The following is a 13,656-nucleotide window of genomic DNA, read 5'->3' as shown; positions in this document are numbered from 1 at the left end:
CTATGGCGATGGGAGTGTCGGCCAGTCGCCGAGGCGGTCCGCTCTCGCTCACGATGACCCTTTCGGAACGTAAGTTCGGCTGGTTTCGGGCGCGCCGGACCAGCCGGACCGGCCGCACGGGCCGGGCTGGCTGGACGCGCTGTGCTCGCTGGACGCGCTGTGCTCGCTGGACGTGCTGTGCTCGCTGGACGTGCTGTGCTGAGCTGGGTGCGCGGGGTGGGCCCGAGGGGGTGGTGGCGTTGGTGGGGCAGGTCGGTGGATCAGTAGGACAGCAGCCCGCCGCCCGCACCGGCTCCGACACCCGCCGGCTCGCGGCCGACCGGCGCCATGCCGGTGTGGCGGCCGAGATGGTCGGCCATGGTCTCGGCGAAGTGGCGGTGCCCGGCCGGGTTCGGGTGCAGCCCGTCCGGATCCCACAGCGCCCGCCCGCGCCACTCGGTGGCCGCGGCGATGTCCAGGCACACGGCGCCGGTGGCGGCCGCGGCCTCCTGCAGGTAGGCGTTGGCCTGCGCGAACCGGTCGCGCAGCAGCGCCCGGAAGGACGCCGGGACGGCCAGGTTCCCGGGGATGTCGGGATAGGTGGCGGTGAACAGCACGGTGTCCGGGCCGGCGAGCCGGCCGAGGACCGCGGCGAGGTTGCGCCGGAACCGGGCCGGCTCGTAGTCGCTGACCAGGTCGTTGACCCCGCCGATGACGCCGATCACGGTGGCCTTGGTGACCAGGGCGGCCGGCACCTGGTGCTCCAGGATGTGCCGCGTGGTGGCCTGGTGGGTGCCGAGGTTGCGGTAGCCGCCGTGCGGGATCCCGAACAGCTCGGCGAACCGGGGCACCCAGCCGGCGTAGCCGCCGCCGGGCCGCGGGTCGCCGCGGCCCTCCGCGAAGCTGTCACCCAGGACCGTCAGCCGTGTCCTGCTCATCGCCCGTTCCCCTCTCCGCCGGCCTGCTCGGCGGGCAGTCGCCCGCTGGTGATCCAGCTCGCCGCGGCCCGGCCGATGACCGCGCTGTCCTTGATCCAGGCGAAGTGGTCGCGGTGGGCGACCCCGGAGGACTCCACGACGTGCCACCGGGTCAGCCGCGCCGCGGGCATCCGCGAGCAGAGGAAGTCCACGTTCGAGCTGGGACCGAGCCGGTCGTCGTCCAGCGAGATCGCCAGCACCCGCCGGTCCAGCGCGCGCAGCGCGTCGTCGTGGCGCCGCGTCGAGCCCCTGGGACGGCACCTGCTCGTCCGGGACTGGCGCGCCCAGTCGACCATCACCTGGCCGGCCATCGCGCCGCCGATGAGCATTCCGCCGGGCCAGTACCCGCGCACCCGGGCGACCAGGCCGATGGTCTGGATCTTCCAGAACGCCTCGAACCAGTTGCGACGTCCGAACGCCTTCCAGTACGGGGTGCCGGTGCCGATCGTCACGACGCCGGCGATCTCGCCCGGCGCGGCCGCCGCGTGGAAGAGGGCGAGCTGACCGCCGAGGCTGTGGCCGAACAGGTACAGCGGGGCCCCGGGGAAGCGGGCCCGGACGGCACCGACGGCCGCGGGCATGTCGACCTCGATCAGCTCGCGGTAGCCGAAGTTCGGCTGCTCGCGCAGGCCGGGCGTGCTCTCGCCGTACCCGCGCTGGTCGAGGGTGGCCACCGACAGGCCCGCCGCGAACAGCGCCCTGGCCATCGGCAGGTAGAACTTCGCCTTGAGGGCCATCGCCGGCAGCAGCAGCACGACGGGCGCCATCGGGTCGGGCTGCGCCATCGCCCGGACCATGAGTGTGATCCCGCTGGAGACCGGCACCGGCACCTTCTCCGGGCCGGCGGCCGCGCTCGGACGGGCGGCACCGGCACCGGCACCGGCATCGGTGCCGCCGCTGGGAGCGGTGGGCGGTGCGGCTCCGGTGGGGTCGGCGGGGGTCGTCGACTCGGTGGTCGGCATCGTCAGTCTCCGGCGATCGCGCAGGCGTAGTCGAAGTGGAACCGGGCGACGAGCACGTCGGCGTCGTCGTAGAGCAGCGCCCTGACGTCGAGGTCGAACCGCTCCGGCCCGGTGCCGGCCAGGACGCGGCGCGCCTCCCGCTCGTCGACCAGGCCGATCGCGCGCACCCGCCCGTTGGCCGGCTTGCGGAACGTCGAGCGGGCGTCGCGGACGACGAGGTACTCGAACCGGCTCAGCCGCGGCGCGAGCGCCCCGGCCACCGCCGCGGCGCCGGCGAGGTCGGCGGCCAGGAACAGTGCGCCGGCGTGCACGGTGCCGAGCTGGTTGGTGAGGTCGGGCCGGTCGGGGATCTCCACCACCGAGCGCTCCGTGTCGATCTCGGTGATGTCGATGCCGACGAACCGCCGGAACGGCACGATCGCGTTCGCGATCTCCCGGATGCGCTCGAGGTCGGGCGCGCCCGGGTCGGCGGTGGCCGGGCCGAAGATGGCGAACGGACCGGGCCGGCTCTCCCCACCCGCCGCCGCGCCGGGCTGGCCGGGACTGGACTGGCCGGGACTGGTCGCCGTGGTCGGTGCGGACGTCGGTGTCACCGTGTCTCCTCTCCGATGGTGGCCGGCTGGTGGGCCCGCAGCACCCGCTTGGCGATGGAGGTGCGCAGGACCTCGGACGAGCCCTCGTAGATGCGGAACCCGCGGGCCTCGACGAGGAAGCGCGCCACCAGGTGGTCCTCGCAGATCCCGAGGCCGCCGTAGAGCTGCACGACCCGGTCCAGGACCCGCCACACCGCCTCGGCGACGAACGTCTTGGCGATCGCGGCGCCGTGCCGCGCGGCGGAGCTGGCCACACCCTGCTCGTCGAGCACCCGGGCCACCGAGCGGACCAGGGCGCGGGCGGCGGCGATGTCGATCTCGTTGTCGGCGACGTGCGCCTGGGCCATGCCGTGCTCGGAGATCGGCCGGCCGAACGAGCTCCGGCGCTGGATCCACTCGGCCGCCATGCCGTGCGCCCGGACGGCGATCCCCAGCCAGCTCATGCAGAACGCGAGCCGGGCCGGGGCCAGCCGCACCTGGGCGTAGCGCAGCCCGGCGCCGACGTCGCCGAGTACCGCCTCGTCGGGGACGAAACAGTCGGCGAACGTCACCTCGCAGTGCCCGCCCGGGGCGCTGTGGTCCAGGGTGGGCATCCGCCGTCCGACCGTCAGGCCGGGGTTGTCCTGGTCGACCAGGAACATGGTGGTGCCGCCCTCGGTGCGGGCGATGCAGATCGTGAACGCGGCGCCCTCGGCGCCGGTGATGAAGTGCTTCGCCCCGTCGATGACCCAGCCGCCGTCGACCTGGGCCGCCGTCGTGCGGACCATCGACGGGTCCGAGCCCGCGCCCGGCGCCGGCTCGGTGAGCGCGATCGCCGAGCGGGTCTCGCCCCGCAGCAGCGGGTGCAGGTAGCGCTCGGCCTGGCTCGGCGTCGCGACGTCGGCGAGCAGGTGCATGTTCCCGTCGTCGGGCGCCGCGCAGTTCACGGCGATCGGGCCGATGAGGCTCGTCCCGGCGGCCTCGAGCACCTCCGCGAGACCGGCGTTGTCCAGGCCGAGCCCGCCGAGCGCGACCGGCGTCAGCGGCCCGAAGACGCCCGCCGCGCGGGCCGCCCGCTGCAGGCCGACACGGACGTCGTCGTCCATGTGCCGGCCCGCGACGATCAGCTCGCGCTCGACCGGCAGCACCTCGTCGCGCACGAACGCGAGCGTGCGCCGCGCGAGCTCGCCGACGTCGGCGGCCCCCGCGGCGGCGCCCGCCGCCGTGCCGGCCGCGATGCCGGCCGTCGTGCCGTCAGGTGTCGTGCCGTTGCCCGCGTGGGGCGCGGCCACCGGAGCGGTGCTCATCAGCCGATGCCTCCCGATCCTGGATCAGCCGGCCGACAGCAGGCGCTTCTCGGCGGGCATGCCGACCTCCTCGTAGAGCTCCGCGAGGTTGTCGGGGTGGAAGAAGTCGTGGCCGGGAACGCCACCGGCGATCATCCCGAAGAACTTCTTCGTGTAGCGGGGGCTCTGCGCCGTCGCGGCGAAGGCCGAGTGCAGGAACGGCGGCAGCACGAGGTGGGAGAGCGTGCAGGTCAGCTCGAACGTGCCGTGGCTCTCCTCGTCGCGGAGCTTGACGTACTCGGCGGCGGCGTCGTCCAGCGTCCGCTCGCCGGCGAGGCCGGAGTGCAGCCGGTCGGCCAGCGTCTGCGCCTGGAGGAACGCGTCGGTGATACCCCAGCCGGTGAACGGGTCCTTGTGGTAGCCGGCGTCGCCGACCAGCGCCCAGCCGGGCCCGTGCGAGCGCCGGTAGTAGTTGTCCGGGTAGCGCATCGGACGGAACTCCTCGACGCGCCGGCCGCGGGCCCGCAGGTCCTCACCGAGCTCGGGGACGACCGCGTCGAAGATGGCGTGGAAGCTGCCCTCGACGTCGGCGCGGAACTCACTGAACGCCGCGCGGGGCCGGATGATCGACAGCAGGTGCCGGCCGTCGTGGGTGGGCCAGGCGCCGAACTGCTGCTCCCCGAACCCGGTCCGGTGCTGGAACGTCCAGTCCAGGCCCTCGTAGTAGGAGTAGTAGATGAAGCCGGCCGCCGGCACGACCCGGTAGAAGTCCGCGCCGACCTTGTCGGCCACGGTGGACGTCCGCCCGTCCGCCCCGACCACGAAGGCGGCGCGGAACTCCTGCTCGGGGCCCTCGCCGGCCCGGCCGCGGATGCCGGTGACCCGGCCGTCGTCGAAGAGCAGGTCGCTGACCGTGAAGCCCTCGATGACCTCGGCGCCGGCCTCGCGGGCGGCGTCGACCAGCAGCTTGTCGAGGATGGTCCGCCGCGGCGAGTAGACCTCCGTGATCCCGTCGATCGGGTCGGCGAAGCCCTCGAGGTGCAGGCCGGTGTAGGAGAAGGTGAGGTGGCGCATCGGCGGGACGCCGGTGGCGGCCAGGCGGTCCAGCAGGCCCCAGTCCCGCAGCCGGGCCAGGCCGGTCTGGTGCATGTAGTGGGTGGAGACGGTGTCGCTGGGGAAGGTCGACCTGTCCACGACCAGGACCCGGTGGCCCTGGCGGGCGAGCAGCATGGCCAGCGGTGAGCCGGCGCAGCGGGCGCCGACCACGATGACGTCGTACATCCTTGAGTGCTCCCGTCGGTCATGCGGCGGAGATGTCAGCGGGCGGAAGTGTCTGCGAGCGGCGGCGTCTCCAGGCCTGAGCCGGCGCCGGCTCAGGCCGGGGCCGGGGCGGCGGCCGGGGAGTAGAGCTGCTCGATCTCGGTGGCGAAGGCCGCCTCGATCGGTGCGCGGCGCAGCTTCATCGAGGGCGTCAGGTGACCGGCGTCGATGGTGAGCTGGGTGGGGAGGATTCGGAACCGGCGGATGGACTCGGCCCGGGAGACCAGGCTGTTGGCGTCGTCGACCGCCTCCTGTACCCGGTCGAGCAGGGCGGGGTGCTCCCACCAGCCGGGGGCGGCGAGGTCGATGCCGTGCGCCGCGGCCAGGGCGCTGAGCGCACCCTGGTCGGTCGTCACCAGGGCGGCGACGTACGGGCGGGCCTCACCGACGACCATGCTGTCGGCGACCAGCGGGTGCAGCCGCATCCGGTCCTCGAGCAGGGTCGGCGTGACGTTCTTGCCACCGCTGGTGACCAGGATCTCCTTGCGGCGGCCGGTGATGAGGAGGAAGCCGTCGGCGTCGAGGTGGCCCAGGTCGCCGGTGTGCAGCCAGCGGGACGGGCCGGCGCCGGGCTCGGCCTGGGTGCTGGCGGGCTCGATCCACGGGTCCTGGCCGGCCCGCCAGTAGCCGGGGGAGACGTTGGGGCCGGCGACCAGCACCTCGCCGTCCGGGGAGATCGCCACGGTGGTGCCGGGGATCGGCTGGCCGACCGTGCCGATGCGGTTGGTGCCGGGTTGGTTGACGGTCACCGCCGTCGCGGCCTCGGTGAGGCCATAGCAGTTCAGGATCCGCACGCCGACGCCGCGGTAGAAGGCCGCCGTGGTGGCGTCCAGCGACGCCCCGCCGCTGATCACGTGGGTCAGCCGGCCGCCGAACACGCCGTTGATCCGGGCCAGCGCCGCCGGGGCGGGCTGCCGCTCGGCGGCCGGGCCGTCCGCTGGGCTGCTGGCCGGGCCGTCAGTCGGGTCGCCGGCCAGGCCGGCGGCCACCGCCGCGAGTTCGGTGTCGGTGTCGACGACGCCGCGCAGCCCCTTGCGGATCTTCTCCAGCGCGTAGGGGACGAGCGCCAGCACGGTCGGCCGGAAGGTCGCCATCGCGGGCAGGATGTCCGGGACCGCCGCCAGCAGGCCGGTCCGCGTGCCGGCGTAGAGGCAGGCGACGAGGATCGTCCGGCCGAAGACGTGCGCCAGCGGCAGGCAGAGCAGGGTCGACGCCTGCTCGACCGCCGCCTCTGATCCCTCCGGCCCCTGCGCCGCTCCGGTGCCCGCGGCGGGCCGCCACACCCGGAACAGCTCGCCGGTGTGCTCGACGGTGTTGGCGCTGGAGGCGAACAGGTTGCCGTGGGTGAGAATGCAGCCCTTGGGCATGCCGGTCGTCCCGCTGGTGTAGACGATCGTCGCGAGCGAGTCCGCCCGGACGGCGTCCCGGCGCCCGGCGAACTCGTCCGCCGCGGCCAGGTCACCGCCGCCGGCCGCGTGGCCCGCGTCGTCGGCGGGGGCCTGCCAGCCGTTCAGGTCGGCCAGCGGCCAGGGCAGCGCGCGCAGCGTCCCGGCACCGGCCGTGGCGACCGCGCTGTGGTGCTCCGGGGTCTCGACGAAGCACCACGCCATGCCGGAGTCGGTCACGATGTGGGTGATCTGCGCCGGCGAGGCGGTCGGGAAGATCGGCACGGTGATCGCGCCGAGGGCGAGGACCGCGAGGTCGGCGACCACCCACTCGTAGCTGGTGCGGCCGACGATGCCGACGCGGTCGCCCACGCCCACCCCGTGGCCGAGGAGCACCGCGGCGACCCGGCGCACGTGGGCGTCGAGCGCGCGGAAGGTGATGTCATGCCAGTCCGTCCCGGTGGGCCGGCTGAGGATCACCCGGTCCGGATCGGTACGGACGCGGTCGTCGACGAGGGAATAAAGACCGCGGTCGTCAGGAAGGACCCGGCCCGCTCCCAGGGTGTACTGCTGCACACCGACCACCTACTCGTGACGAGGGTTCGGATATTTCTCGGTGGATTTACCGAGCCCAGTCTCGATGCATCGTCGGTTGGCTGGCAATGTGCTTCTCGCTAACGATCCGTAAACGTCTCCTATCGCCGGGCTATGGGCGGGAAGGATCGATCGATCGCAATTATTTATCGTTGGTGCGGGGTAACGGTAAAACGCGTGTGAGCGTTAGTCCGTCACCGCGTCCGCGGCCACGGTGGGAATGGCGGCGCGCAGCTGTGCCAGAGTGTCCTCGAGCTCGGCGTGCTCGATCGCCCGCCAGCCCCGGGCCCGGGCCGCGGCGCAGTTGACCGCCAGGTCGTCGATGAGCAGGCAGGCCCGCGGCGGCGTCCCGAACCGCGACTCGGCGAGCTCGAAGATCGCCGGATCCGGCTTGCGCAGGCCCACCTCGAAGGAGTTGACGGTGACCTCGAACGGGTCGACGTCCGGCGCCAGCGCTCGCCGGTGCGGTTCCCACTCCCGCACACTGTTGGTGAGCATGCCGACCCGCACGCCGCTCGCCCGCACCCGGTCGAGCAGCTCGAACAGGGCCGTGTTGACCGTCCGGCCCGCGTACCAGTGGTCGCCGAAGCGGGTCAGGTCGATCCGCGGCGTCCAGGCCGGCGCCAGCTCCGCGGTGACTCGCAGGCCCCACTCGTGCTGGGAGAGCACCCCGAGTTCCAGCGGTTCGATCATCGTCGCCCCGAAGGACGCCGCGACCCGCCGGATCGCGGCCATGAGCTCGGACGTCGGGACTCCCGCCGCGGCCGCCACCTGGGCGAGTGAGCCGGCGATGGAGGAGCTGAGCACGCCGCCGTAGTCGCACCAGACAGCCCGCACCGGCTCCTCCACCGCCCCTGCCGGATCCACCGCCCCTGCCGGATCCACGGTGCCTGACGGACCGGACGGTCCGTCAGGCATGCGGGGCCGCCTCGGTGACCCGGGCGGTGAAGCGGCTCGCGGGCGTGGCGATGTGCACCGGGCCGTCGAAGACCCGCTCGGCGTCCTCCTGGCGCGCCCGCAGCCAGGTCGGCTCGGCGGTCACGAAATGTGTCAGGACGAGCTGGCGCGCGTCGGCCTCGGTGGCGGTCCGCGCCGCGTCGGTGGCGCTGAGATGGCCGTGGTCGGTCGTGTCGGTCAGCTCCAGCGTCGCCTCGGCGAGCAGCAGGTCGACGTCCCGGGCGAACGGCACGAGATCCTCGGTCACCCCGGTGTCGCCGGTGTAGGCGATGCTGCCGGACGCGGAGTCCACCCGCGTGCCGCAGTTGGGCACGGCGTGGCGCAGCTCGTGTACCCCGACCGTCGCGTCGCCGACGACGAAGGTGTCGCCCGGCTCGTACTCGCGGACGTCGAAGGCCACCTCGAAGGCACGGTCGAGCAGCGGGATGGTGGTGACGGGGAACAGCGCGGCGAGCGCGCGCAGCCGCTCCCGGCCGCCCCGCGGCACGTACAGCGGCACCGGGGGCCGCTGTACCTGGCTGGCCAGCTCGGGCAGCGTGGGGAACAGCTCGGCGAACCGGCCGTGTCCGGCCAGCAGCGTCTTACCGACGGGCAGCAGGTCGTAGCAGTGGTCCAGGTGCAGGTGGCTGATGACCACGGCGTCCAGCCCGCGCGGATGCATGATCGCGCTGAGCGCGGTCGCGGCGCCGGGGCCGCAGTCCAGCAGCAGGCGGGCCGCCTCGGTCTCCACCAGGTAGCTGGAGCTGCACTGGCCGGAGGCGGGCATCCCCGACCGGCACCCGAGGACAGTCAACTCCATGGGGTCACGTCCATTCTGTTCGGACCGGCCGCGCGGCCGGCACCGTCGGTGTGCCGCCGCCGGGTCACGCTCCGCCGCCGGATGGGCGCGTGCCACTGCCGGCACGGCCACCGGACGGCCCCATGACCTCCTCGTACGGCGCGGCGGATCGGCGGGGCGACCAGGTGAATCTGACCGCTCGAGCGATGTTGCGCGCCAGGCCGGTTCTCGGCAACGCATGAATGACGAACGAACCATTCGGGATGCCTATCGCCACCGCACCGCCCGGCGGGGCCGGGGGATCCGGGGTCAGCTCTCCTTGGCTGGCCCCGGCCCCGGAACGGGGGCCGGAGCCGCACCCGCACCCGGAGCCGCGGACGGGCCGGGCTCGGTGAACGGGCCGGCGGCCTCGAGGCAGTCCAGGAAGGCACCGACCACGGGCTGCGGGTCCGGGCGCCACACGGCGTACATCCCGACCGTCGGGGTCGGGTCGACCAGGCGCACCGCGGCGAGCCCGTGACCGGGCGGATGCGCGCCGCGCGCCGCCGAGGCGAACCCGACCACCGGCTTGGTGGTGACCACGATCCCGGTCGCGCCGGAGTCGTCCACCTCGTCGGAGACGGTCAGCGCGATGCCGCAGCGGTCGGCGGCGGCGAGGATCGCGTCGTGCATCGCCGGGCTCTGCTCCCGCCGGAACAGGACACACGGCTGGTCGGCCAGCTCCCGGAAGGGAACCTCGGACCGGGCCGCCCAGGGATGGCGCCGGCTGACCACCGCGACCAGCGGCACGGTGAGCACCCGCTGGGAGCGCAGCTGGGCCGAGGGCGGCCCGGCGAAGACCAGTGCGACGTCAAGCCGTCCCTCGGCCAGCGCGGACAGCTGCGGCCCGCTGCGGGCCTCCCACAGCGTCGTCGACACACCCGGGTACTCGGCCGCCAGGCGCAGCAGCGTCGGCTGGAGCACCCGCTGGCCGGCGGGGTAGTTGAAGCCGATGCTGATCATCCCCGTCCGCCCCGAGGCCGCCTCGCGGGCGACGGTGACGGCCCGCCGGGTGGCGTCGAGCAGCCGGCGGGCCTCCGTCTCGAAGGCGCGGCCGGCGGCGGTCAGCTTGACCTCGTGCGAGCTGCGTGAGACCAGCTCGACGCCGATGTCGCGTTCCAGCCGCTGGAGCTGCTGGCTGAGTGAGGGCTGGGCCAGGTGCAGGCGGGCCGCCGCGCGGCCGAAGTGAAGCTCCTCGGCGATGGCGAGGAACGACGCGAGATATCTCAGTTCCATCGCCATCCTCCCGCTGGGCGCCGCTCACGTTACCGGTGGGCGCTAACCGCCGGTAACGCGCACGTGTGGACGGCGGAACGGGAACGTGGCATGTCGTCGTGCATCATGCCGGGTCGTGCGGCGGGACGGTCAGCCGCGGAACCGCACGGGCAGCTCGGCCAGGCCCCTGATCAGCAGGTTCGGCTTGTAGGGCGGGCTGTTGTCGGTGATCTCGGCCTCGCTGACCCGACGGATGAACCCGGCGAGCAGCAGCTCCATCTCGAGCAGCGCCAGCGGCGCGCCGAGGCAGTAGTGGTGGCCGAGGCTGAACGACAGGTGCCGGGCCGGGGGGCCGCCGGCCGAGGAGGTGAACCGCCGCACGTCGAGACGGTCCGGGTCGGGGTAGGCCCGCGGGTCCCGGTTCGCGCAGGCGATCAGGGCGACGACGCCCTCGCCGGGCGCGAACACCCTGCCGGCCACCTCGAGCTCCCGCTTCGCCGCGCGGGTGTTGAGGTGGATCGGCGAGTCGTAGCGCAGCAGCTCCTCGACGGCGGGTCCGATCAGCTCGGGCTCGGCGCGCAGCAGGGCGAGCTGGTCGGGGTTGCGCAGCAGCGCGAGCATCCCGTTGCCGACCAGGTTCACCGTCGTCTCGTGGCCGGCGATGATCAGCGTGACGCAGGTGCCGAGCAGCTCGTCGGCGGTGAGCCGGTCACCGGCCTCCTCGACCTGGGCGAGGGCGGAGATCAGGTTGTCGCCGGGCTCGCGCCGGTGCCGCTCGACCAGCGCGCCGAAGTACTCCAGGAACTCGGGGATGGCCCGGTTGCGCTCCGCGAGTGCCTCGGGCGACATGAGCGCGTCGGGGTCGAACGCCCGGGCCAGCGCCTGCGACCAGACCTGGACGGCCGGGTGGTCGGCGGCGGGGACGCCGAGGATCTCGCAGATGACGGTCAGCGGCAGTGGGTAGGCGATCGTCTCGACGAGGTCGAACTCGCCGGCGGTGAGTGCGTTGTCGAGGAGCTCGTCGACCAGCGCGGTGATCCGCGGCCGCAGCATCTGCACGCTGCGCGGGGTGAAGCCCTTGCTGACCAGGCCGCGCAGCCGGGTGTGGTCCGGCGGCTCCATCCACAGGAACGTGGTGGGGAACGACTCCGCCGGCAGCGTCGGGTGCATCTGGTGGGCTTCCAGGTCGTGCCCCCAGTCCTGGTTCGCCAGGACGGCCACGCAGTCGGCGTGCCGGGTCGCGACGGGCAGCCCGAACGGCGTCGCGTGCAGCGCACCCGCCTCGCGCAGCCGGCTGTAGACGGGGTAGGGGTCGGGTCTCGTCGCCGGGTCGAACAGCTCGGCCAGCAGCGCGGTCGACTCCTCGCCGGCCGGCCCGGATGATCCGGTGCCGGCCGCCGGGACGACGGTGGACGTGGTCATCGCATCTCCAATTGCCGCACGGTTGTTACCGCGATAGCGCCTCGATGTATCGTCCGCTTTCCTTCTGTTTCCCGGCGAGACGATTAACGCCGCCGATGGATCCATAGCGGACCGGTATCCGTGTTTGACGGCACCGGGCGACAGCGCAAGCATTCTCGCGGAAATGCGTGGACGAACCGCCGCCGGTGAACGGTGGCGCGAACGCGTCGGGCGAGACCGGTTGCGGCGCGCGGGCCGCGCGCCGGCACGAGCCGGAAAGCGGCCGGATGCAGATGGAGGGCCCACGATGCACGACGCTCCGGCCGAGGTGGCGATCCCGGCGCCCCGCGCCGTCCCCGTTTCCTCACCTGCTGTTTCCTCACCCGTCAATCTCGTACCTGCCGATTCCGTGGCCGCCGGCTCGACGGCCGCCGCCGCGCTCGCGGCGGGCACCCTGCACGCCGGCCTGGCCACGGTGGCGGCCCGCCATCCGGGGTTGCCCCTCGACTTCCCCTCCGCCGGAGCGTCGCTGACACTGGGCGAGCTCGTCGCCCGCGCGGACGTCCTGGCGGCAGCCCTGACCGGTGCCGGCACCGGCGGCGCCGCTGGGGCCGGGGTCGTCGCCCGTGACCGGGTCGGAGTGCTCAGCGACAACGCGCCCGACTTTCTGGTGGCCCTGGCCGGAGTGAGCCGGGCGGGAGCCGCCGCGTGCCCCCTGCCGCTGCCCGCCTCCACCCGTGACCTGCCCGGCTACGCCGCGCGGCTGGCGCGCGCGGTCGCCGTCGCCGGCATCCGGCTCGTGCTGGTCGGCGGCCGGACGGCCCGGATGGCCGACCGCTTCGCCGGGGCCTTCGACGGCGTCCGCCTCGTCCGGGTCGCCGACCTCACCACACCGGCCGCCGCCGGCACTGTCCCGGCCACCGGCACCGCGCCAGCCGCCGCTGGCGGTGCGGCCCCGGCCGGCCCGGCGGTGGAGGTGTCACCCGACGAGGCCGCCCTGGTCCAGTTCACCTCCGGTAGCACCGCCGCCCCGAAGGGCGTCGTGCTGACGCACCGCAACATCCTGGCCGGGCTGACCGCGATCATCGACGGCGTCGCGCTGACCGAGGCCGACCACGGCGGCATCTGGCTGCCGCTCTTCCACGACATGGGGCTGTTCGGCACGCTCGCCGGCATCTTCACCGGCATGCCGATGACCGTCTGGTCACCGGCCGCCTTCGTGAAGGACCCGGCCGGCTGGCTGACCGACTTCCTCGGCCGCGGCGGCAGCATCGCCCCCATGCCGAACTTCGCCTACGACCACCTGGCGGAGGCCGTCCCCGCGCCGCGGGAGGCCGGCCTGGACCTGAGCGGCTGGCGGGTCGCCTTCAACGGCGCCGAGCCGGTCGAGCCCGCCTCGGTCGAGCGCTTCCTCACCACCTTCACCCCGGCCGGCTTCGCGCCGGCGGCGATGATGCCCGTCTACGGGATGGCCGAGGCCACGCTGGCGGTGACCTTCCCGCCGCCGGGCCGCGCCCCCGTGCACCGCTGGGTCGACCGCGACCTGCTCGCCCGCGACGGCGTCGCGCGTGACGTGCCCGCCGGCTCGCCGTCCGCCCGCGGGCTGGCCGGGGTGGGCCGACCGGTGCGCGCCATGCGGGTGCGGATCGGCGGCCGCGACGGCACCGGCGTGCTCGGTGACGACCAGGTCGGCGAGATCCAGATCAGCGGCGACGCGGTGACGGGCGGCTACCTGACCGACACCGGCGCGCAGCCGGCCGGCGCGTTCACCGCGGACGGCTGGCTGCGCACCGGCGACCTCGGCCTGCTGCGCGACGGCGAACTCTTCGTCACCGGCCGGGACAAGGAGATGGTGATCGTCCGCGGGGTGAACTACTACCCCCACGACGCCGAGGAGGCCGCCCGGGACGTCCCCGGCGTCCACCGCCGCCGCTGCGTCGCCTACGCGGACCGTTCACCCGAGGGCGCCGAGACGATGGCAATCCTCGCCGAGACCCGGCTGGTCGACGACACCGAGCGCGCGGCGTTGGCCGCCGCGATCCGGGTGGCGGTGACCGCCGCGCTGGGGCTGGCCGAGATCGCCGTCGCCCTCGTCGGGCCCGACGCCCTGCCGCGGACGTCCAGCGGGAAGTTCCAGCGCCTCGCCGCGCGCGAGGCATGCGTACCGACATGAGTTCCAGGCCCGTTTCCC

The 13,656-nt window shown here is 74.0% G+C and carries 11 protein-coding genes; 1 reads left to right on the top strand and 10 read right to left on the bottom strand.

The features are described 5' to 3' along the window. Positions 1–260 precede the first annotated feature (260 nt). From AC559T_RS17020 to AC559T_RS16975, 10 genes are all read right to left on the bottom strand, one after another. Positions 261–917, bottom strand: coding sequence for an SGNH/GDSL hydrolase family protein (locus tag AC559T_RS17020; RefSeq protein WP_071063216.1), 657 nt, complete (start codon positions 915–917; stop codon positions 261–263). Continuing rightward, positions 914–1,918, bottom strand: coding sequence for an alpha/beta hydrolase family protein (locus AC559T_RS17015; RefSeq protein ID WP_498869370.1), 1,005 nt, complete (start codon positions 1,916–1,918; stop codon positions 914–916). Before AC559T_RS17015 ends, AC559T_RS17020 begins: the two co-directional genes overlap by 4 nt. A gap of 2 nt (positions 1,919–1,920) precedes the next feature. Beyond that, the gene (locus AC559T_RS17010) at positions 1,921–2,511 is read right to left on the bottom strand and encodes a DUF4442 domain-containing protein (RefSeq protein WP_071063212.1); all 591 of its coding nucleotides are present in this window, start codon (positions 2,509–2,511) and stop codon (positions 1,921–1,923) included. After that, the gene (locus AC559T_RS17005) at positions 2,508–3,797 is read right to left on the bottom strand and encodes an acyl-CoA dehydrogenase family protein (RefSeq protein ID WP_368952446.1); all 1,290 of its coding nucleotides are present in this window, start codon (positions 3,795–3,797) and stop codon (positions 2,508–2,510) included. The genes AC559T_RS17010 and AC559T_RS17005 overlap by 4 nt, the downstream gene beginning before the upstream one ends. Before the next feature lie 24 nt (positions 3,798–3,821). After that, on the bottom strand, positions 3,822–5,057 hold the full coding sequence (locus AC559T_RS17000) for an NAD(P)/FAD-dependent oxidoreductase (protein WP_112106144.1): 1,236 nt from the start codon (positions 5,055–5,057) through the stop codon (positions 3,822–3,824). A gap of 92 nt (positions 5,058–5,149) precedes the next feature. Further along, entirely contained in the window at positions 5,150–7,057 is a 1,908-nt protein-coding gene (locus AC559T_RS16995; RefSeq protein WP_498869369.1) for an AMP-dependent synthetase/ligase, read from the bottom strand. A 204-nt stretch (positions 7,058–7,261) separates the two neighbouring features. Further along, on the bottom strand, positions 7,262–7,912 hold the full coding sequence (locus tag AC559T_RS16990; protein ID WP_071063295.1) for an HAD family hydrolase: 651 nt from the start codon (positions 7,910–7,912) through the stop codon (positions 7,262–7,264). Between the two features lie 73 nt (positions 7,913–7,985). After that, entirely contained in the window at positions 7,986–8,831 is an 846-nt protein-coding gene (locus AC559T_RS16985; protein WP_071063206.1) for an MBL fold metallo-hydrolase, read from the bottom strand. Between the two features lie 288 nt (positions 8,832–9,119). After that, positions 9,120–10,085 (bottom strand): LysR family transcriptional regulator, encoded by a 966-nt coding sequence (locus AC559T_RS16980; RefSeq protein WP_112106152.1) that lies wholly within the window; start codon positions 10,083–10,085, stop codon positions 9,120–9,122. Between the two features lie 129 nt (positions 10,086–10,214). Next, positions 10,215–11,486 (bottom strand): cytochrome P450, encoded by a 1,272-nt coding sequence (locus AC559T_RS16975; RefSeq protein ID WP_498869368.1) that lies wholly within the window; start codon positions 11,484–11,486, stop codon positions 10,215–10,217. 286 nt (positions 11,487–11,772) lie between these two features. Here AC559T_RS16975 and AC559T_RS16970 point away from each other — a divergent pair, with 286 nt between their 5' ends. Then, the gene (locus AC559T_RS16970) at positions 11,773–13,638 is read left to right on the top strand and encodes an AMP-binding protein (protein ID WP_498869367.1); all 1,866 of its coding nucleotides are present in this window, start codon (positions 11,773–11,775) and stop codon (positions 13,636–13,638) included. Positions 13,639–13,656: the final 18 nt, after the last annotated feature.

The sequence above is a fragment of the Frankia sp. Hr75.2 genome (assembly GCF_949319125.1).
GTDB lineage: Bacteria > Actinomycetota > Actinomycetes > Frankiales > Frankiaceae > Parafrankia > Parafrankia soli.
Note: the sequence above shows the minus strand (reverse complement) of the source record. Positions and strands in the feature narration are given on the sequence as shown.

Bases quoted from the DNA above. Each gene is read 5' to 3' on its own strand.
- AC559T_RS17005 (WP_368952446.1), bottom strand. From the start codon at position 3,797: ATGAGCACCGCTCCGGTGGCCGCGCCCCACGCGGGCAACGGCACGACA.
- AC559T_RS16980 (WP_112106152.1), bottom strand. From the start codon at position 10,085: ATGGAACTGAGATATCTCGCGTCGTTCCTCGCCATCGCCGAGGAGCTT.
- AC559T_RS17000 (WP_112106144.1), bottom strand. From the start codon at position 5,057: ATGTACGACGTCATCGTGGTCGGCGCCCGCTGCGCCGGCTCACCGCTG.
- AC559T_RS17020 (WP_071063216.1), bottom strand. From the start codon at position 917: ATGAGCAGGACACGGCTGACGGTCCTGGGTGACAGCTTCGCGGAGGGC.
- AC559T_RS16975 (WP_498869368.1), bottom strand. From the start codon at position 11,486: ATGACCACGTCCACCGTCGTCCCGGCGGCCGGCACCGGATCATCCGGG.
- AC559T_RS17015 (WP_498869370.1), bottom strand. From the start codon at position 1,918: ATGCCGACCACCGAGTCGACGACCCCCGCCGACCCCACCGGAGCCGCA.
- AC559T_RS16985 (WP_071063206.1), bottom strand. From the start codon at position 8,831: ATGGAGTTGACTGTCCTCGGGTGCCGGTCGGGGATGCCCGCCTCCGGC.
- AC559T_RS16970 (WP_498869367.1), top strand. From the start codon at position 11,773: ATGCACGACGCTCCGGCCGAGGTGGCGATCCCGGCGCCCCGCGCCGTC.